Source organism: Limnobacter sp. CACIAM 66H1, from assembly GCF_001601825.1.
GTDB lineage: Bacteria > Pseudomonadota > Gammaproteobacteria > Burkholderiales > Burkholderiaceae_B > Limnobacter.
Window position 1 is genome coordinate 16,328 of the sequence record NZ_LUJK01000032.1, and the last position, 19,945, is coordinate 36,272.

General features: G+C 51.0%; 15 protein-coding genes. 12 read left to right on the forward strand and 3 right to left on the reverse strand.

Translation table 11 applies throughout. From position 1 onward, the window contains the following. The first annotated feature begins 49 nt into the window (after positions 1 to 49). From A0129_RS10285 to A0129_RS10335, 11 genes are all read left to right on the forward strand, one after another. Positions 50 to 1,504 (forward strand): 2-hydroxymuconic semialdehyde dehydrogenase, encoded by a 1,455-nt coding sequence (locus A0129_RS10285; protein WP_275269982.1) that lies wholly within the window; start codon positions 50 to 52, stop codon positions 1,502 to 1,504. 10 nt (positions 1,505 to 1,514) lie between these two features. Beyond that, positions 1,515 to 2,345 (forward strand): alpha/beta hydrolase, encoded by an 831-nt coding sequence (locus A0129_RS10290; RefSeq protein ID WP_105028394.1) that lies wholly within the window; start codon positions 1,515 to 1,517, stop codon positions 2,343 to 2,345. 5 nt (positions 2,346 to 2,350) lie between these two features. Further along, complete coding sequence (gene dmpE, locus A0129_RS10295) at positions 2,351 to 3,133, forward strand: 2-oxopent-4-enoate hydratase (protein ID WP_105028395.1); 783 nt, start codon at positions 2,351 to 2,353, stop codon at positions 3,131 to 3,133. A 29-nt stretch (positions 3,134 to 3,162) separates the two neighbouring features. Continuing rightward, positions 3,163 to 4,080, forward strand: coding sequence for an acetaldehyde dehydrogenase (acetylating) (locus tag A0129_RS10300; protein ID WP_291714716.1), 918 nt, complete (start codon positions 3,163 to 3,165; stop codon positions 4,078 to 4,080). 10 nt (positions 4,081 to 4,090) lie between these two features. Then, positions 4,091 to 5,119 (forward strand): 4-hydroxy-2-oxovalerate aldolase, encoded by a 1,029-nt coding sequence (gene dmpG / locus A0129_RS10305; protein ID WP_291714719.1) that lies wholly within the window; start codon positions 4,091 to 4,093, stop codon positions 5,117 to 5,119. Beyond that, entirely contained in the window at positions 5,116 to 5,904 is a 789-nt protein-coding gene (gene dmpH / locus A0129_RS10310; RefSeq protein ID WP_008250718.1) for a 2-oxo-3-hexenedioate decarboxylase, read from the forward strand. The genes dmpG and dmpH overlap by 4 nt, the downstream gene beginning before the upstream one ends. A gap of 11 nt (positions 5,905 to 5,915) precedes the next feature. After that, positions 5,916 to 6,107, forward strand: a complete 192-nt coding sequence (locus A0129_RS10315; protein ID WP_105029444.1) for a 2-hydroxymuconate tautomerase — start codon at positions 5,916 to 5,918, stop codon at positions 6,105 to 6,107. Positions 6,108 to 6,194: 87 nt separating this feature from the next. After that, positions 6,195 to 7,199 carry a YCF48-related protein gene (locus A0129_RS10320; protein ID WP_291714721.1) on the forward strand — a complete coding sequence of 335 codons (1,005 nt, stop codon included), beginning with the start codon at positions 6,195 to 6,197 and terminating at the stop codon, positions 7,197 to 7,199. Beyond that, positions 7,196 to 9,604 carry an MMPL family transporter gene (locus A0129_RS10325; protein ID WP_291714723.1) on the forward strand — a complete coding sequence of 803 codons (2,409 nt, stop codon included), beginning with the start codon at positions 7,196 to 7,198 and terminating at the stop codon, positions 9,602 to 9,604. Before A0129_RS10320 ends, A0129_RS10325 begins: the two co-directional genes overlap by 4 nt. Positions 9,605 to 9,648: 44 nt before the next feature. After that, a complete protein-coding gene (locus A0129_RS10330; RefSeq protein WP_138517584.1) occupies positions 9,649 to 11,613 on the forward strand; it encodes a DUF1302 family protein in 1,965 nt (654 codons plus the stop codon). A gap of 41 nt (positions 11,614 to 11,654) precedes the next feature. Further along, a complete protein-coding gene (locus A0129_RS10335; protein ID WP_291714725.1) occupies positions 11,655 to 12,959 on the forward strand; it encodes a DUF1329 domain-containing protein in 1,305 nt (434 codons plus the stop codon). Between the two features lie 207 nt (positions 12,960 to 13,166). On the opposite strand, the gene A0129_RS10340 is transcribed toward A0129_RS10335, so the two are convergent. The 3 genes from A0129_RS10340 to A0129_RS10350 are packed head-to-tail and all read right to left on the reverse strand — an operon-like array spanning position 13,167 to position 17,063. After that, positions 13,167 to 14,468, reverse strand: coding sequence for a DUF1329 domain-containing protein (locus tag A0129_RS10340; RefSeq protein ID WP_291714727.1), 1,302 nt, complete (start codon positions 14,466 to 14,468; stop codon positions 13,167 to 13,169). Between the two features lie 26 nt (positions 14,469 to 14,494). Continuing rightward, positions 14,495 to 15,427: an alpha/beta hydrolase gene (locus tag A0129_RS10345; RefSeq protein WP_291714728.1), complete on the reverse strand. Its 933-nt coding sequence runs from the start codon at positions 15,425 to 15,427 to the stop codon at positions 14,495 to 14,497. Between the two features lie 28 nt (positions 15,428 to 15,455). After that, positions 15,456 to 17,063: an NAD(P)/FAD-dependent oxidoreductase gene (locus tag A0129_RS10350; protein WP_291714730.1), complete on the reverse strand. Its 1,608-nt coding sequence runs from the start codon at positions 17,061 to 17,063 to the stop codon at positions 15,456 to 15,458. 209 nt (positions 17,064 to 17,272) lie between these two features. Here A0129_RS10350 and A0129_RS10355 point away from each other — a divergent pair. Continuing rightward, positions 17,273 to 19,945, forward strand: a 2,673-nt coding sequence (locus A0129_RS10355) for a LuxR C-terminal-related transcriptional regulator (RefSeq protein ID WP_291714732.1), incomplete at its 3' end; no start/stop codon positions are given.

A 19,945-nucleotide genomic window follows, 5' to 3' on the forward strand; every position in this document is an offset into this window, starting at 1 on the left:
AAGTTTTATCGTTTGTTCATGGTTTAATCGATTGGCAAGGAAGAATGCAATGAAAGAAGTCTTGAACTTCATCAACGGGGAATTCGTGGCAACGGGAAACACATTTCCAAAGCACTCGCCCTTGAACAACGCGGTGATTGCGCAGGTGCATGAAGCTGGCCGCGCGCAGGTGAATGATGCTGTAGCCGCAGCCAAGGCAGCATTGAAAGGCCCATGGGGCAGGATGCCCGTGGCCGACCGTGTGCAAATGTTGTACGCCGTAGCCGATGAAATCAATCGCCGCTTCGATGACTTTTTGCAGGCTGAGGTTGCCGACACTGGTAAACCGATGAGCCTGGCCAGTCACATTGATATTCCCCGCGGGGCGGCCAATTTCAAAGTATTCGCCGACACCATCAAGAATGTGCCCACAGAATGCTTTGAGATGGCCACTCCGGATGAACGTGGTGCGTTGAACTATTCAATTCGTCGCCCGGTTGGTGTAGTGGGCGTGATTTGTCCCTGGAACCTCCCGTTGTTGTTGATGACCTGGAAAGTGGGCCCTGCGCTGGCCTGTGGCAACACCGTGGTGGTGAAGCCCTCCGAGGAAACGCCGCAAACTGCTGCACTGTTGGGCGAGGTGATGAACAAGGTGGGCGTACCACCAGGCGTGTACAACGTGGTTCATGGCTTTGGTCCGGATTCCGCAGGTGAGTTCGTGACTACCCACCCCGATGTGAATGCAATTACTTTCACTGGCGAAACACGCACCGGCGCAGCCATCATGAAAGCGGCTGCGCAGGGCGCGCGCCCAGTCAGCCTTGAAATGGGTGGCAAGAATGCCGCCATCGTGTTCGCGGATTGTGACTTTGATGCCGCCATCGAAGGCACCATGCGCTCGGTGTTTGCCAATAGCGGGCAGGTGTGTTTGGGCACCGAACGCGTATATGTGGAACGCCCGATTTTCGACAAATTTGTGGCCGCCATGAAGAAGGGCGCGGAAAGCCTGAAGCCTGGACTGCCAGAGCACAACGACACAGGCATTGGCCCAGTGATTTCTCAAGAACACCGCGAGAAAGTGCTGGGCTTTTACCGCAAGGCGGTAGAGCAGGGTGCAACTGTGGTTACAGGTGGTAATGCGTTTGAGATGCCCGGCGAGTTGAACAACGGCGCCTGGGTGCAACCCACCATCTGGACCGGGCTGGACGACGACGCAGCGGTGTGTGTGGAGGAAATTTTTGGGCCCTGCTGCCATATTGCCCCCTTTGATTCCGAGGAAGAAGTGGTGGCCCGTGCGAATAACAATGTGTATGGCCTATCCACTGCGGTGTGGACCCAGAACCTGGCCAAAGCGCACCGAGTAGCCGCATCGATTGAAGTGGGTTTGGCTTGGGTAAACAGTTGGTTTCTGCGAGATTTGCGCACACCGTTTGGTGGTGCCAAGCAATCGGGTATTGGCCGCGAAGGGGGTGTGCACTCGCTGGAGTTTTACACCGAGCTGAAAAACATTTGCGTGAAGCTGTAAGGAGTCCACGATGAACGCACCCGCTTCACCAGAAATTGGATTGAGCATTGAGGCCAACGGCCTTCAAACGAATTATCACGATCAAGGCCAGGGCACCAACCTGATGTTGATTCATGGTTCGGGCCCCGGTGTTTCGGCTTGGGCGAACTGGCGCTTGGTGATACCCGGTTTTGCAAAACAATTCCGTGTGGTGGCCCCAGACATGGTGGGCTTCGGTTTCACTGAGCGCCGCCAAGGCTACCAATACAACCTGGACAACTGGGTGGCCCATGCGGTAGGCGTGATGGATGCACTGAAAATTGAGCAAACAGACCTGATCGGCAATTCCTTTGGTGGTGCTGTTGCTCTGGCACTGGCCATTCGTCACCCAGAGCGTGTACGCAAGCTGGTGTTGATGGGCAGTGTAGGTGTCCCATTCCCGATTACTGAGGGACTGGATGCAGTGTGGGGTTACCAGCCGTCATTCGAGAATATGCGTCGCATTATGGATTACTTCGCATACGACCGTGGCCTTGTGAACGATGAACTGGCTCAGTTGCGTTTTCAGGCCAGCATTCGCCCCGGTTTTCAGGAAAGCTTCTCAGCCATGTTCCCGGCACCACGACAGCGGTGGGTTGATGCCATGGCCAGTCATGAAAGTGATATTCGCGCACTGAAGAAAAGCACTTTGATTGTGCATGGCCGGGATGATCAGGTCATTCCGTTGAGTACTTCGCTGTGCCTGCACGAAATGATTGTGGATTCGCAACTGCATGTTTATGGCAAGTGCGGGCACTGGACCCAGATTGAACACGCTGCGCGCTTTGAGCGCTTGGTGACCGACTTCCTGCAAGAGGCTTAAAGCAAATGAACGCTACTCAAATTCGCGACTTGGGCGATGAACTTTACAACGCATTGACCCAACGGCACACCATTGCTCCGCTGACCAGCCGTGGTTTCGATATCACGATTGAAGACGCCTATCACATTCAACAGAGGATGATTGCGCGACGCTTGGACAATGGCGAGCACGTGATTGGTAAAAAAATTGGCGTGACCAGTGCCGCCGTGATGAACATGCTGAATGTGCACCAACCCGACTTTGGCTACCTGCTCAATGGCATGGTGTACAACGAAGGCGAGGCCATCGAGGCGGCCAGCCTGATTCAACCGCGTGCGGAAGGTGAAATCGCATTCTTGATGAAACGCGATTTGATGGGCCCCGGAGTAACCGCTGCCGATGTGCTGGCGGCAACAGAAGGCGTGATGGCCTGTTTCGAAATCGTGGATTCACGCATCGCTGATTGGAAAATCAAGATTCAAGACACCGTGGCCGACAACGCCTCTTGCGGTGCGATTGTGTTGGGTGACCGGGTTGTAGATCCTCGTAAAGTGGACCTGTTTACTTGCGGAATGGTACTGCAAAAAAATGGCGACATCGTGGGCACTGGCGCTGGCGCTGCTGCACTTGGGCACCCAGTGAATGCGATTGTTTGGCTGACCAATACGCTGGGTCGTTTGGGCATTGGCCTGAAGGCAGGTGAAATTATTCTGTCAGGTTCTCTGGCAGCACTCATTCCCGTGAAGGCAGGCGATTCGCTGCACATGTCGATTGGTGGCATTGGCAACTGCTCTGTTCGCTTCGCGTAAGTTACAACGCAAAACGCAAAAGGAATTCGATGATGAAAAAGATCAAATGCGCACTGATTGGTCCCGGCAATATTGGTACCGATCTCTTGATGAAGCTGAAACGCAGCAGTGTGCTGGAGCCTGTGTGGATGGTGGGGATTGACCCCGAATCCGACGGCTTGAAACGTGCGCGTGAAATGGGTATTAAAACAACCGCTGAGGGTGTGGATGGTTTGCTGCCGCATGTGGAAGCGGATGGCGTGCAAATCGCATTCGATGCGACAAGTGCATATGTTCACGCCGAGAACAGTCGCAAGCTGAATGAACTGGGTGTGTTAATGATCGACCTCACGCCCGCAGCAGTTGGACCTTTTTGTGTGCCCCCGGTTAATTTGAAGGAGCATGTAGGCAAGCGTGAAATGAACGTGAACATGGTGACTTGCGGTGGCCAGGCGACCATACCCATGGTGTACGCCGTATCGCGTGTTCAACCTGTTAGCTACGGCGAAATCGTGGCCACGGTATCGTCGAAATCCGTAGGCCCGGGTACCCGCAAAAATATTGATGAATTCACCCGCACCACAGCTGGTGCTGTTGAAAAAGTGGGCGGAGCAAAGAAAGGCAAAGCCATTATCATCATCAACCCTGCCGAGCCACCTTTGATCATGCGCGACACCGTGCACTGCCTGGTGGAAGGCACGCCCGATCAGGAAGCAATTACCAAGTCGGTTCACGACATGATCAAGGAAGTACAGAAGTACGTACCTGGTTACACGCTGGTGAACGGTCCTGTGTTTGATGGCAACCGTGTGTCGGTATTCATGCAAGTGGAAGGCTTGGGTGACTACCTGCCGAAGTACGCCGGTAACCTCGACATCATGACGGCTGCTGCAGCCCGCACGGCTGAAATGTTTGCCGAGGAAATTCTGAGCGGCAAGCTGACCCTTGAACCCACCGTGAGCGCCTAAGGAGAACCCCATGAGCTTGAAAGGAATTGAAATCAAAGTGCATGACATGACGCTTCGCGATGGCATGCACCCTAAGCGCCACTTGATGAGCCTGGAACAAATGCTGAGCATCTCAAAGGGGCTGGACGAGGCAGGTGTGCCACTGATTGAGGTGACCCATGGTGATGGTCTGGGCGGTTCTTCGGTGAACTATGGTTTTCCGGCGCACAGCGATGAAGCCTATTTAAGCACAGTGATTCCTGCCATGAAGCAGGCCAAGGTGTCCGCCTTGTTGTTGCCTGGTATTGGTACGGTGGATCATTTGAAAATGGCCAAGGAACTGGGTGTTCACACCATACGTGTAGCCACCCACTGCACCGAGGCCGATGTGAGTGAGCAGCACATCACTTATGCCCGCAAGCTGGATATGGACACTGTGGGTTTCCTGATGATGGCCCACATGGCCAGTGCAGAGAAGCTGGTTGAGCAAGCCAAATTGATGGAAGGCTACGGTGCCAATTGCATTTATGTGACTGACTCTGCAGGCTACATGCTGCCCGAAGATGTGTACGCAAAAATCAGCGCAGTGCGCGATGCACTGAAGCCTGATACCGAAATTGGTTTTCATGGTCACCACAACCTGTCGATGGGCGTTTCAAACTCCATCGAAGCCATTCGTGGCGGCGCTCGCCGCATTGATGCAGCCGCAGCCGGTTTGGGTGCGGGGGCAGGTAACACACCGATGGAAGTGCTTGTGGCGGTGTGTGAACGCATGGGAATCAACACGGGTGTTGATGTTTTCAAGATTTCTGATGTGGCCGAAGACCTTGTGGTGCCGATCATGGATCACCCCATTCGCATTGACCGAGACTCCATGACCCTTGGCTATGCCGGTGTGTATTCAAGCTTCCTGTTATTTGCCAAGCGAGCCGAGAAGAAGTATGGCATCAGCGCTCGTGAAATTTTGGTTGAGCTTGGACGACGCGGCATGGTGGGCGGTCAGGAAGACATGATTGAAGACACTGCCATTACCATGGCCCGTGCAAGGAGCGTTGCATGAAACTCGATAAAAAAACCATCTCTGCACTGGCGGAGCACCTGGAGAGCGCAGAACTGAATGCGCGCGATGTGGTGAAGATTACCGATGACCACCCAGACATGGATTGGGACGATGCCTATGCCATTCAGGATGAAATTCGCGCTCGCAAAGAACGCCGTGGCGTGCGCATTGTGGGCTTGAAAGCTGGTTTGACTTCGCATTCCAAAATGAAGCAGATGGGCGTAGACACACCCGTATTCGGGTTTCTGGCTGATTACTACAGCGTGCCGGAAGGTTCGGCCGTGAAGGTGAGTGAGTTGATTCACCCAAAGGTGGAGCCTGAAATTGCCTTTGTTACCAAAGCTGATTTGCGTGGCCCAGGTTGCAACATTGCCACTGTGCTGGCGGCCACTGACTTTGTGATGCCAGCCATTGAAGTGATCGATTCACGTTACCGCGATTTCAAATTTGATTTGAAAAGCGTGATTGCAGACAACACGTCCGCTGCACGTTTTGTGGTGGGTGGCACCATGAAACCAGTCAACGGCATGGACTTGAAAACCACTGGCATTGTGTTGGAAAAAAATGGTGTGCCCGTGGCTTTTGGCGCAGGTGCCGCAGTGGTGGGTCACCCGGCAGCAGCCATTGCGATGCTAGCCAATGAACTGGCCAAGCGCGATCAGTTTGTACCGGCAGGTTCGCTGATTTTATCGGGTGGCATTACCGAGGCCGTGGCCGTGGAAGCTGGCGACAACGTCACCTTGCATGTGCAGGGTTTGGGCCAGGTCGGCCTGCGTTTTGAGTGAGGACGAACAGCATGCCATTTGCACAAATCAATTTGATTGAAGGGCGCACGGAAGAGCAAAAACGTGCGGTGATTGAGAAGGTGACCCAGGCCTTGGTTGAGGCTGTGGGTGCACCGATTGAAGCGGTGCGGGTTCAGATCATTGAGGTACCCAGCACCAATTGGGGCATTGCAGGCGTGTCTGCAAAAGACCGGGGGCGATAAGCCAGTGAGTTAAACCGTTCGCATTCCAGCTGCACATAAAAACCACAGCAGCTTTTCATTTGCCAAACAGAGAAGGCAGGAGACATTGTGAATATTCAGTATTCAGGGGCGCCTTTGCGCCTAAAAAAATCAACAATTGGCTTGGCACTGCTTGCAGTGGTCGGTGCTGCGCTGTTGAACGCTTGTGCTGACAGCACGGTTCAATCCGGCAGCAATTCAGCGCAGCCCCCAAAAACTGTTGAACGTTTTGAGGTTATTCAAACCTTGAGCGCTTCCGGCACGACGGTGTTGGGTGGTACGCAAACCGGTGTTGTGACTGTGTCTACCGACGCTGGTAATACGTGGAGCCGCAAGCAGGTATCGGACACCGCATCGTTCATTGATTCGACATTTTGCCCCGATGGCAGCGCTGCCATGCTGGATGTATACAACACGGTGTGGACTTCCTCCGGCGAATTCAAAGATTGGTTACCCTCCAAATTCGACAAGCCCTCCAGCCCGGTGGCAATAGAGTGCCACAGCAGTGGTTTGTGGGTGGTCGGTTCTGGTTCCAACCTGATCAACTCCACTGACCAGGGCAAGAGCTGGCGCGTTGTCAGCTTCGATGAAGATGCACAGTTCACGGCACTGGCTTTTACCAGTGATACCCATGGAATTGCTTTTGGTGAGTTCGGCATGCTGGCGTTTACCGATGACGGGGGCCAAACCTGGCAACGCGGTGAAACGATCGCCGGTGATTTCTACACCTACGACGCTTTGTTCACTGATCCTTTCACAGGTTATGCAAGTGGGCTGGCAGGTCAGGTGTTGAAAACCACGGATGGCGGGGTGACTTGGGCGCGCTTGGTGAACACCACAGAGGCGCCGTTGTATCGCCTTTTCATGCACGCAGGGTTTCCACATGGTGTGGGTGCCAATGGCACGCTGGCGAAGCTAGAGGGTGATCAATGGGTGCGCGTGGCCTATGAACGCCCCGTGTTGTCTTTCCTTGGCGCTGCTGTGTCAGGTGATCAATCTATTGTTGTGGGCGGCCCGGGCGGCCTGCTTCGCACTGTTCAAAGTTCCAACTCCAGTCAGGCGGACCCATCATGATCAAGTCATTCGCCGATCGTTTGATCGCACAAATTATTCGCGCCGAGGAGTGGTTGTTTGCCAACCCGAAAATTGTGTTGGGCATGATCATGCTCGTCACCTTGGGTTTTGCCGCAGCCATTCCTCAGCTGAAGGTGTATTCCGATTTCTCGGACTTGTTACCGCAAAACCACCCCTATATCCAAACCTACAACCAACTGAAAGAAAACTTCGGTGGCGCCAACATGGTGGTGATGGCGGTGGAGGTGAAAGAAGGCACGATTTTCAACAACGACACCTTGAAGTTGATTGAGAAAGCCACACAAGGTGTGGACAACCTGCCGAGTGTGAACCACAACCTGGTCAGCAGCTTGACTCACCGTTCCTCTCGAAAAATTTATCTGGATGAAACCGGTGCCTTTCTTTCCGACACGTTTTACGACAGCAATAACGGCGAGTTAAGTGATACCCAACTGAAACAATTGCAGAAAGACGTGACCGCGAACCCCACCATTTACGGTTTGCTGGTGTCGCCTGATATGAAGGCCGCCTTGATTAAAGCGCAGCTGAACGAAGGTGACATTGATTACGAAAAAACATTCGGTGCGCTGATGCAACTGCGCAGTGAGTTGACCGACGACAAACACAATTTGTACACCACAGGCAACCCTGTGCTCACCGGTTGGGTATACACCTACTTAGACCAGTTGGTTGCGATCATGGCCTATACACTGGCTTTACTCACACTATTGCTGATTGTGTATTTCCGACGTTTCTACGGCATTGCCTTGCCTTTGTTGGGAATTGCTTTGTCATCGATTTGGGGTTTGGGTTTCATGGCCATGGTGGGTATTAATCTTGAGCCGCTGTCACTGCCCATTCCGTTTTTGATTGCCGCACGGGCCACTTCGCATGGTGTGCAGTTGGTGGTGCGCTATTACGAAGAACTGGCCATTGTGAAGAATGGAAAGAAGGCTGCACGTAATGCGCTGGAAGCACTTTTCCGCCCAGGTTCACTGGCCATTATTGTGGATGCCTTGGGTATTGCCGTGCTGGTGCTGGGTGCTGCACCGTTCAACTACAAGCTCGGTATCGCAGCCGGCTTCTGGGGCTTCTCGGTCATTTTCACAGTGCACTTCATGGTGCCACTGGCGCTGACCATTCTTCCCCAACCCAAAAATACCAAGAACGAAAACCAGGGTATTCGTGATGCGCTGGGCAGCATCACAAGCAAAACCGTGGCGCGTTTCAATGGCGCTGTCACTGTGTTGGTGGCTACAGTGGCTTTGTCTGCCGTCGGATTCTATTACGTGAAAGATGTACAGATGGGTGAATCTGAGCCTGGCTCGCCAATTCTGAACCGTGATCATGACTACAACCTGGGCACCAAGGCCATCAACGACCTATTCCCAGGTTCCGAAGAATTGCATGTGTTGGCACGCACGGCAGAGAAGGGTGGCATCAAGCGGCCAGAAGTGATGGCAGCGATTGAAAAATTTCAGGCACACATGCTAAGCGACCCTGAGCTGGGTGGCACCAAAGCCATCCCAGGGGTAGTGCGTGTGGTGAACCGGTTATTGCACAACGACGATCCCCGCTGGGCGCAGTTGCCCGACAACGAGGCCGAAGTAGGCGGATTGATGTTTGCATATCAGGTGTCCAGTCCGATTCCAGGTGCGCTGAAAGAGTTTGTAACGCCCGATGAGAACGAAGCCAACATAGTTTTTTACTACAAAGACCACAAGGCCAGCACCATCAACCGCATTGTTGCTTTGGCTGAGGAAGGAAAGCGCATTGCTGAAGCCGAGGTACCCGGACTGACCATTGAACTGGGTGGCGGCATTATTGGCGTGACAGCGGCAGCCAACCAGGCTTTGCACACCGACCACATGATTATCATTCCTGCAGTGATGATCATGGCCTTCACACTGGTGATGGTGTATTACCGCTCGGTTCATGCTGGCTGGCTGATGATCATGCCCATGCTGTTTGCCACGCTAATGACCTACGCCTACATGGGTGCATTTGGTATCGGTATCAGTGTGAACACTGTGCCGGTGATTGCGGTGGGTGTAGGTGTCGGTATCGACTATGCCGTGTACTTCATGGACCGCATTCGCGAAGAAATGCATGTCGTCAAAAATATCAAGCAAGCCGTGATCAATGCCGTGGCCTCCACAGGCTATGCCGTCAGCTTCACTGCCGCCACGCTGATTGCTGGCGTGGTGTTGTGGATATTCATGTCCGATCTCCGATTCCAGTCTGATGCGGCCGTGCTGCTGAGTTTCATGCTGATTGTGAATGCCATCGCCGCCATGTTGATTGTGCCGGCGTGGTGTGTGGTGTTCAAACCGAAGTTTGTAATGGGTGAAGTGCACATAGAAAAGGCACAAGCCGCTGATTTGAAACTGGCGAAAGCCGCCTGAAAAATTATCAAGCAGTACAACAGCAAAAAAGGAGAAGGGGCAACATGAAAAAGATGAGACATAAACCTGCTCTGCGTTCAGCGGTGTTGGCAGCAGCCTTGCTTGGTGCACTACCAGGCATTGCAAAAGCAGCAACGTTTGAAGGCGAGGATTACGAGGTGGACTTGTTCTATGAGAACCACACCGCATTTCGAGGAAAGGACAACACCGATCAAACTGTTGGTATTGCGAAATTTCGCAACACACTGATCGCTGAGGGTGAACGCACGGGAAAGAACGGCTGGCGTTTTAACGGTATTTTTCGCGGCACTTACGACGGTGTTTACCACCTGAATCCTGACCAGTTTGGCAAAACTGCGGGTGGTCCAATCATGCTGGAGAGCACTGCGATTGGAGGATCAGTTCCGCAAGGAGGAGGCCTGGGTTTCACTGCGGTGAACGGCGCGTTTGGTTTGCCAAATAACCAGTTTGTTGATAATTACCCCAACAATCCGAACGAGGGTTTACGTGTCAGTGGAGACCGCTGGCATGGTACCAATGGCGGTGCAGCATTTGGAGTGCCTGTTCGTCCTTGTGATGTGGATCCCCGTGGTTGCGTCGACTTTGGCGGTTACGGTGATTTGACATTTAACGAACTGGCGGCACCTGAATTCAACAGCCGCCTTGACTTTATTCGAGAGGCGTATGCCACCAATACTTTTGCATTGAAAGATGGCACTGACCTGTTTGTTAAAGTAGGGAAGCAGCAGGTAGTGTGGGGTCGTACAGATTTGTTCCGTGTACTGGATGTAATCAACCCAGTTGATTTTTCACGCAACAATATTTACGACGAGTTAGAGGACATTCGCATTCCGATGTGGATTGCTCAGGCTGAGTGGCGCCTTGGTCCGTCAGAAACGATGCAGGATCGCAATCTGCAAGTGGTGTGGAATTTCGATCAGTTCCGCCCTAACAACCTTGGTCAGTGCGGTCAACCTAACGTAATTCTGGATGCAGGTTGTTTGTTCCGCGGTTTGAAAAACCTGTGGGACAACGGCGGCACGGTTGCTAACTTTGCATCAAATGGTATGGGCCAACACTTCGCAACTAACTTTGGTCCTAATCAGATTGGTATTCGAAATGTGGAATTGCCGGACTGGAAGCTGGACAATACACAGCTTGGTTTGAAATACGAAGGAATTACCCAAGAAGGCCTGAGTTTCTCGGTGAATGCATTAACCTACCGTTCTCAATTACCGTCGCTTCGGGGTATTCAAACTGGCGCTGTGAACCCCTTCACAGGTACACCTCAAACCACTGCCAATACGCATCTGATAGCGTTTGACTTCGTCTACCCCCGAGTTAACTTGATCGGTGGCTCACTTGACTTCCAGCTGGAATCCGCAGGCGCTGCAGTTCGCGTTGAAGCCGCAATGACTGAAGGCGAAGAGTTTGCCAACACGCTTCGTCCCCAGCTGTATTCGGAGAACAACGTGTTCCGGGCTGTGGTTGGTGTGGATCGTCCAACCTTCATCGACTGGATCAACCCACGTCGTACTACCTTGATTTCTGGTCAGTTGTTCTTGCAGCACATTCTTGACCATGAAGTAGAGCAAAAGCCACTTGGTCTTGCCGGTATGCCTGATTGGGAAACCAACGCAATCGGAACGCTTTTGATCAAAGCTTTCCTAGCCAATGATCGGATCAGCCCTACGCTGATTATGGCGCACGACGTGCGTGCCAAAGCCACCGCAATCGCACCTTCAGTGGAATGGTTGGTGACTGACAACTTGAAGCTGGTGTTTGGCGCCAATTTCAAGGTGGCAGACAACTCCAAGTACCAATTTGACGACTGTCGTTCTTGTAACCCGTATGCGCCATTTACCCAGTATGCAGGAGATGGCCAAGGTGCGGCACCAGGTTCATTTGGTTTGGGTGGATTCGAGCCCTTGGGTCGATTCCGCGCTGGTCCGATTGGTGCGGCATTTAAAGAAGACGATCTGTTTGTTCAGATGCGTTACAACTTTTAATCAAATAAAACCATAAGACACAACCTTCAAAGGAGAAGAAAGTGAAACCACGCTACCTCGCATTGGCACTCTCGATTTTCGGAATGACTGGTGCAGCATATGCTGCAACTGAAGCCGATTTGCAACGTTCGTTTTTTCCGTACAAAGACGGTGTTCCGAAATTCAATGGGCTTAATCCTGGGAGCGTGGTCTCCAAGGCGAATGTCGAACAGTTTAAAGATGTGCTTGATCCCGGTATGTACATGGTGGTCAAGAATGGTTGGTATGACATCAAGGTTGGTTCAACCACCAGCTTTGATGTGGATAAGTATTATGTCGAGGCGAGCCGCAAGAACTTGGGTAAAACCAAGTTGGGCGCCAACAATGGTGACCTGACCGGGTTTGCTGGCGGTCGGCCTTTTTTGGAGGAGCCTGACTTGAAAGATCCACGTGCAGGCGAAAAACTGGCGTGGAACTACAAGTATGGTATCAACTGGGGTGATGGCGCGGCTATTTATCCCTTCTACTGGAAATTCAGAAATCTGGAAACAGGTCAGCTGGAGCGTACGATCAAGTACAACTTCCATTTTTTAAATTTGAAGCATCGTGTACAGCATGCACCGACACCTGAAATTTCTCCCAACCCTTCCAATTTGTTCCGAGCCATTTATGTGAAAGTGCTAGAACCGCAGGACTTGAAAGATACGCAGTTGCTGATTCAACGTTATGACGACGATCAGAAGCTGGACGAAGCCAACTTGTACCTGGGTTTTCAGCGTCGTGTGCGTCGACTGGCCACAGGGCAAACTACGGATTCTTTCTTGGGCTCCGACCTGATGATCGAGGACTTCGAGGGATACAACGGTCGGGTTTCAGACATGACTTGGACCTTCAAGGGCACCAAGAATATCTTGATGCCTTTCTATAATCACAATGAAATGAAACTCACCGATGAGTTCAAGGAATCTGATGGATTCAAATTCATTAATTTTGGCGGTCAGGGCCAGTGTTTCCCCGATATCACTTGGCAGTTGCGTAAGGTACATGTCCTCGAGGCAAAGCCTGTAAGCTCGTCTCACCCAATCGGCAAACGTGTGATGCATGTGGATGCTCAAACCTTTGCCGTATCGAGAACACTGGTGTACGACCGTAAGAATGAGTTGTGGAAAAGTTGGACAATTGGCAAGAGCCATCCTGATCATCATCATCCAATTAACAAGGGTACAGGTATCGCCATTGACGACAGCTTTAGCATGGTGGATGTGCAAAGCAAGCATTGTACGACTGGTCAGTTCAAAGGCTTGGTGGATCCCAAACTGACTCCTCCCGAAATGATGCGTGTTCAGTACATGCGTGGCGGCAATTGATCACCCCAGTGCTATCCAGATTCCGGTAACGTCTCCCGGATAGACACCTCCACCCGGAGGCTTACAGCCCCTGCCTTGGTAGGGGTTTTTTTTATAACCCAAGTTGGTTGAGGAGTGTTTGATAAGTAGCAGGGCATAAAAAAAACCCTGGCCTATTTGAAAGGTCAGGGCAAAAGCAGATACAGACTTTGGTGTTACAAATTAACCTTAGTTTGTACCTCCTCGCATTTGCTGTACTGTAAACAGCCTTGGATCAGGTTGTTTTACTTCACCCCGGATCAAGCCCACTGTGCAGTGCTTGCTCTGTACGTCGACCATGCTGAATGAATCAAACAGGGGAACGCCAGTACCCTTGTTCACGGGCAGGTGTTGATCTGGGTGACTCAAGCCAATAGTCCAGATTTTCCACAACTCGCCCTTGCGATCATAAATATTAATTTGTGGAATTGTGAATGTTTGTGCATCGATGTAGAACACTCGCTTGCTAACCGGGTGATTGTCCTTCACTGGTGAACCCTCAACTACATAAACCTTGCGGGGTTGCCATGTGATATCAACAAAACAGTTGCCCTGTCCCGTGGAGGCAACGTATTTGTAACCGTCTGATTCCTTGCCTTCTTCGGCCAGAGGCAACTCATTGTGGTTGTACATGGGCAGAAGGACTGTGGTCGTCTCCTTGTACTTCCAGTTGGTGTCTGAAACCCGAGCGTTGTAGCCCTCAAAATCCTCGATCATCAGGTCGGTACCCAGGAACGGATCGGTTGTTTGACCCGTGGCCAGTCGACGAACTCGACGCTGAAAACCCAAGTATAGGTAAGCGTCATCCAGTTTGTTGTCATCAAGGTAACGCTGAATCAACAGCTGTGTGTCCTTGACGTCTTGAGGCTCAGATACCTTGATATAGAAGCTTCGGAAGAGTTCTGACGGGTTGGGAAGCATCTCGCCAATGGGCTCCTGGCGAACACGGAACTTGTGTTTCTGAACGTTATAGCTGAACTTAATTACGCGTTCCAGTTTGCCATCGTTCATGTTGCGGAACTGGTAGAAGAACGGATCGTATTTGCTGCCGTCACCCGCGCCAAAGTTGTATTTGAAGTTCCAGGCCAGTTTTTCGCCAGCACGCGGGTCGTTCGTCTTGGGTTCTTCGGGAAAAGGCAAACCACCTGCATAGCCTTCAATGTCGCCCAGTTTCGGCCCCAGCTTTGTTTTGTTTAGATTCTTCTTGGTTTCTGCAATATAGCTGGCATGTGGTGCGAAGTTGCTGTGTTTTCCAACTTTGATTTCGTACCAGCCATTTTTGATGGCAAATGCATTGCCCTTGTCGATATACTTTTCAAACTGTGCCAGATTGGTTTTGTTGATGACTGTACCGGGTGTCAGTCCTTGTATGTTGGGAGCACCATTCTTGTAGGGGTTGAATGCTTGATCTACATCGGCTTCGGTTGCTGCATAACTTACAAAAGTTGTTCCCATTAACGCGATGGTAATCGCAAGTTTTCTTCGCTTCATGTTATCTCCTCCTTGGTTATATCGGTCTAGTTGTTCAGTGCTGCCGTTAGTTTTTCATTGACCAGTTTGAAAGCTGATCCGCTCTTGTTGATCACTCCCTTCATCCAGAAAAAGCCATGGACCATGCCGGGAAACATGTAATAGTCAACAAAGACACCAGCCTTGCGAAGTGCTGAGGCATAGTCTTCTCCTTCATCAGTAAGTGGGTCGTATTCGGCGGTGATGATGGTAGTCGGGGGGAGGCCATTCAAGTTGGCCTTCAGGGGAGTCATGTAGGGATGTTCAACTTCCTCGCCTGGATTGTTCAGGTAGTGCCCGGCAAACCAGCCCAAGGCTGCGCTGGTCAGCAGGTATCCTTCCTTGAATTTGGTTTTTGAAGGGTAATCACCTGCTGGATTAACCAGTGGATACACCAAAGCTTGATGCTTCAGTGCAGGGCCATTCTCGTCACGGGCGATATGGGCAACTACAGTGGCGATGTTGCCGCCTGCGCTGTCGCCCATCACTGCAATTCGAGATTGGTCTACATTCAAATCCCTGGCGTTGTTGAATACCCAAAGCAGTGCAGCGTAGGCATCCTGATGTGCAGTTGGAAACTTGTATTCAGGTGCTTTCCTGTAACCTACCGATACCACTGCTGCACCTGTGCCTTTGGCAATGCAGCGTGCCACCTTGTCGACCACATCGAGATCACCAAAGACAAAGCCGCCGCCGTGGTAATACATCACGACTGGAGGGTTGGTAGCCGCAGTGGGGTGATAGATACGTACTGGAATCTCGCCATCCTTGACGAGAACTGAATAATCCTTGACCCGGTGTACGTCCTCTACTGGACCTTCCATTTCGATGAATGCGGGCGCAATAGCACGGCATTCTTCGACGCTCATTTGTTCAAAGCTTTTAATGCCTTGAGCAACCATGTTCGCGAGCAGTTGCTCGACCTGTGGATCGACTGGCATTGATATCTCCTCTTGTTGTAGGTGGCCTTTAGGCAATAACGCAGCCTGTGTAGCCGTTTTTAACTTCTTGTTCACAGCGCTGGGAATAACCTTGGAATCCGCCCAGATAAAGCAGAATGACGCGAGGTTTGCCTGGTACATTAGCGCCGACATACCAGGAGTTCGCCTTGGGGAACAAAGTCTGGTTACCGACCTCGGTCACATGTGTGCTCCACTCGTCTTCAGACTCGATTTTGGCTTCAATGGTTTGAGCACCTTTCGAACGCACATCGTCGATTGCGCGTGATATCCAGTTCACGTGGTATTCGTTACCGAGAACCATGTTGAAAAGCACCGAGGGGCTTCCTGGCCCTGTGGTCATGAACATGTTGGGGAAACCCGCAATCATGATGCCCAGGTAGGTTCTCGGGCCATCTTTCCATTTGTCTTTCAACACTTCGCCGTAGCGGCCGGTGATCTCAATATTGTTCAGGGTGCCAGTCAGAGCGTCGAATCCAGTCGCAGTAATCAGTACATCCAGTTCGTGAAAACCGTCGGTGGTTTGTAGACCCAGCGGTGTGAATTTCACAAACGGTGTTGCTTTAACATCCACCAGCTTTACATGTGGGAGGTTGTAGGTTTCGTAATAATTGGTGTCTGCGCAAAGGCGCTTGGCACCAAACGGATAACCCTTGGGTATCAGCATTTCAGCCACTTTGGGATCGTTGATTTTCTGGCGAATTTTATTGCGAACAAAGTCTGCAACCAGCTTGTTGGACTCTTCGTTTATCAGCAGGTCAGGAAATGACGAATAAAAGCTGATGCCACCAAAATTCCAGCGTGCTTCAAATTCTTTCAAGCGTTCTTCTTCGCTAACCTCTAGTGCGCTCTCTGTTCGGGGGGTTAAGCGCACAATGCCAATTTGAGATTTCCATTCATTCTGGCGCAACTGCTTATAGTTCTCTTTTAATTGCTGACGTTCTTCGTCACTCAGTTCGTAATTCCAGGCTGGAATACTGAAGTTGGGAGTACGTTGGAATACCGTCAGGTGTTTCGCTTGTTTTGCGATGATGGGAATGGCTTGAATTGCCGAAGAGCCAGTGCCGATAATACCCACGCGTTTGCCTGCGAAGTCGTAGCCTTTTTCTGGCCAGTAGGCGGTGTGGAGTTGATCACCTTTGAAGTTGTCAATGCCCTCGATATCAAGCTTCTTGGGTGTGGACAGTGACCCTGTTGCCATGATGACGAACTGACAGTTCACTTTGTCGCCAGTATTGGTTGTGATGTCCCAGCGGGAAGTGGAGTCGTCGAATTTAGCGCTGACAACACGGGTTTCCAACTGGATGTTTTTTCTCAGATCGAATCTGTCGGCCACATGATTCATATAAGCAAGAATTTCGGGTTGCGTGGCGTAGCGCGCCGACCAGTTCCACTCCTGTTGAAGCTCCTCTGAAAAAGAGTAGGAGTACTCAATGCTTTCAATGTCACAACGCGCCCCAGGGTACCTGTTCCAGTACCAGGTACCGCCAATACCCGCACCTGCCTCGTATACCTGCACGGAATAGCCCTTGTTGCGCAAGGTGTGCAAGGCATACAAGCCTGCGAAACCGGCACCTACCACCACTACATCTACTTTGCTTTTAGAACTTGCGTTCATTTGATCTCCTCCAATCAGCTTGAATTTTTTGAGCCCTCTCCAGGCTCTTGGTGTTTTCATCAAATTAAAGGTTTGCGAAGTGGTTTGTCCCCGTTCAAAAGGATGGTTTTTTATCCTCAAGGCTAGGTCTGGAAGTGACAGTGGCTAGGTGTTATTTCCCCGCCCAGGGGCTAGAATCAACCAAAAGATCTAAAATTGAGGAGACAGGTGTGGTGGATTCAAGTCCGCGTAGCAGGTTATTTGAGCTAAAAATTGTCACGCCCAAGCCCAATCGCCTGGCGATTGAGCGCAGCGCATTGTTGCAGCGAATTTTCCGTGACAATGACCCGGCATCTGTAGTCATTTTTCAGGCACCCGCTGGACACGGGAAAACAAGCTTGATGCTTCAAGTCGAGCAACTATGCCGAGAACAAGATTTCTTTACTTGCTGGATTTCGCTGGACGAAAGTGACAATGAAGTTCGACGCCTGATGAGTTACTTTCAGTCGCGTTTAAATTCATATTTTCAATCACTGTCCAGAAATTCACCAGATTCAGGCGCGGCGGAGTTTTTACACGAGGCTGAAAACAGCACGGATTGGGTGATTGAGCAATTTCTGGCGGTGGGCAAGCCTGTGGGTGTTTTTATTGATGACCTGCACACCATCAACAACCCGGCTACACTTCGGTTCATCAAGGATTTGATTCGCAGTTCCCCGGACCGCATACGGTGGTTCGTTTCAAGCCGCGTTTTACCAGATTTGAATTTATCCAAGTTATTGTTGGGTGAGCATATTCTGATCATCAATGCGGATGAATTGAGGTTCTCAAAAGAGGAGACCCGCAAGGTATTTGAGGTGGAAAACGACCTTGATATGTCGCAGCAAGATGTGGAGGCAATTTATAAGGACACAGAAGGTTGGCCCGCAGTGGTTCAGTTTTATCGGCTTGCGCTTCAGTCTGAAGCATTCAGAAGTTCTTTTAGTCGGCAAAACAGATTTTATCCTCGGGGCGTAACAGACTACCTGGCAGAGCATGTGTTATCTCAGCAAGATGAGATCTTGCGCAGTTTCCTGCTGAGAACTTCCATTCTTTCCACTATGAGTTCTCATTTGTGTGATGCTGTTCTTGAGCGCAATGATTCTTGTGATGTGCTGGCCAAGTTGGAGCGCGAAGGATTTTTCGTTAGAAGACTGGAGTCAGCAGAGGATTGGTTTAGCTACCATGCATTATTCTCAGGATTCCTGAGGGGGCAGTTTTATCGGTTCCCGCAAGAAGAAACCTCCCGGATTCATTTGCGAGCTGCTAATTGGTATCGCGACAATAATCACCTTGAGGAGGCTCTTCATCATTATGTGGCGGCCCGATCTTTTGAGGATGCTGTCGATGTATTCGACCAGTGGACGGAAACCCTGGTGCCCGATGGGCATTTGATTACAGTTGACAACTGGTTTGATCGCTTGCCACTCGATGAGATGTTGAAAAGGCCTGGTGTGGTGGTGAAGCTTTCCTGGGTATTTATGTTTTTGAGTCGTCACGAGAAGTTGGCGAAAACGCTACCCAGCCTGCGGGTGAACCTGTTTCAGGATCTGAGGGTTGGTGATCCGGCGGTAGCGCTTGCTTTGATTTCGATATTGCAGGACGAACCAGAGAACGCGATGGATTATTTAATGTCGGTTGATTTACACGAGCCGTCGAATCATCGTTTCAGGATTTTCGAGTTAAGCGCGGTTTACAACATACGTGGTTATATCTCCATGGCAAAAGGTCAGTTCGACACTGCACTGGCCTGTTTTGCCTACAGCCGAACGCTAAGCGAGCAAGCTGATGCAACCTTTACTCTGGCATATTCGCTGGCCAAATCCGGGTTAAGCCTGATGTTCCAAGGACACCTGCAGGATGCCTTGGTACATCTTGAGTCATCGATGCGTGAACCAGTGCTACACCTGGAAGAATCAGTGTCCAAAGCTTGCCTGGCTTGTAGTTACATAGCGGTACTTTACGAATGCGACGCGCTGGATGAAGCGTTGGCGCAGTTTGAACAGTTTGAGGAAATTATTGAAAATGCCGCCATTCATGATTACTTGATTATCTGTTACCGGGCTGTGTCAAGAATCTATCAGCGCATTGGGCAGTATGAAAAGGCCCTAAAAATATTGACCGATGGAGAACGTCTAGCACTGTCGGGGCGTTGGCCAAGAGCTGCTGTGATGATGGGACATGAACGGGTAAGGTTTGAATTGCTGCATGGTAGTTTGACCAATGCGCAACTTATCTTTGCTCGCCTAAATCACTCCAAGGTGAGTGACAAGGCTGGGTGGGTACGTTTTTCGGAAGAAATTGATGGTGCCAGAATCAGTCAGATTCGCTTGCTTTATCATGAAGGAAAGCTGGAAGAGGCAATGGGTTTGGCGGAGCAGGCTTTGTTGCAGGCCGGACAGGAGTCTCGTGTGCTACGTCAGATTAAGCTTCACGCATTGGTTTCCTTGTGTCAAGCAAGCTTGGGACATTTGGAGCATGCGCATATAAGCTTGCACAATGCTCTTACTCTTGCTGCCCCTGGGCAATTCCTGGGTGTTTTCCTCGACGAGGGGGAGGCGTTGGATTCGCTGATCTGTCGCCATTTACAGTGGATTCAGTCAAAGCCTCAGTCAGTTAATCATCACCATTTCTTGAATTACCTGAGTCGATTAATCTCGAAGCTGCCTTCTTCCTTGAGTCAGGTTTTGACCACTGACAAGAGATTGATGGATGGCAAGGTAGCAAATCAGTCAGGCTTCGAGATACTGGATGCGCTGACGAGTCGCGAACAGGAGGTATTGAGGTTATTGCTGATGTACAAAACCAACGATCAAATTGCGCAAGATCTCTACGTAAGCAGAGCAACGGTGAAATATGTTGAG

Bases quoted from the DNA above. Each gene is read 5' to 3' on its own strand.
- dmpE (WP_105028395.1), top strand. From the start codon at position 2,351: ATGAACGCTACTCAAATTCGCGACTTGGGCGATGAACTTTACAACGCA.
- A0129_RS10300 (WP_291714716.1), top strand. From the start codon at position 3,163: ATGATGAAAAAGATCAAATGCGCACTGATTGGTCCCGGCAATATTGGT.
- A0129_RS10330 (WP_138517584.1), top strand. From the start codon at position 9,649: ATGAAAAAGATGAGACATAAACCTGCTCTGCGTTCAGCGGTGTTGGCA.
- A0129_RS10325 (WP_291714723.1), top strand. From the start codon at position 7,196: ATGATCAAGTCATTCGCCGATCGTTTGATCGCACAAATTATTCGCGCC.
- dmpG (WP_291714719.1), top strand. From the start codon at position 4,091: ATGAGCTTGAAAGGAATTGAAATCAAAGTGCATGACATGACGCTTCGC.
- A0129_RS10315 (WP_105029444.1), top strand. From the start codon at position 5,916: ATGCCATTTGCACAAATCAATTTGATTGAAGGGCGCACGGAAGAGCAA.
- A0129_RS10345 (WP_291714728.1), bottom strand. From the start codon at position 15,427: ATGCCAGTCGATCCACAGGTCGAGCAACTGCTCGCGAACATGGTTGCT.
- dmpH (WP_008250718.1), top strand. From the start codon at position 5,116: ATGAAACTCGATAAAAAAACCATCTCTGCACTGGCGGAGCACCTGGAG.
- A0129_RS10350 (WP_291714730.1), bottom strand. From the start codon at position 17,063: ATGAACGCAAGTTCTAAAAGCAAAGTAGATGTAGTGGTGGTAGGTGCC.
- A0129_RS10290 (WP_105028394.1), top strand. From the start codon at position 1,515: ATGAACGCACCCGCTTCACCAGAAATTGGATTGAGCATTGAGGCCAAC.
- A0129_RS10285 (WP_275269982.1), top strand. From the start codon at position 50: ATGAAAGAAGTCTTGAACTTCATCAACGGGGAATTCGTGGCAACGGGA.
- A0129_RS10340 (WP_291714727.1), bottom strand. From the start codon at position 14,468: ATGAAGCGAAGAAAACTTGCGATTACCATCGCGTTAATGGGAACAACT.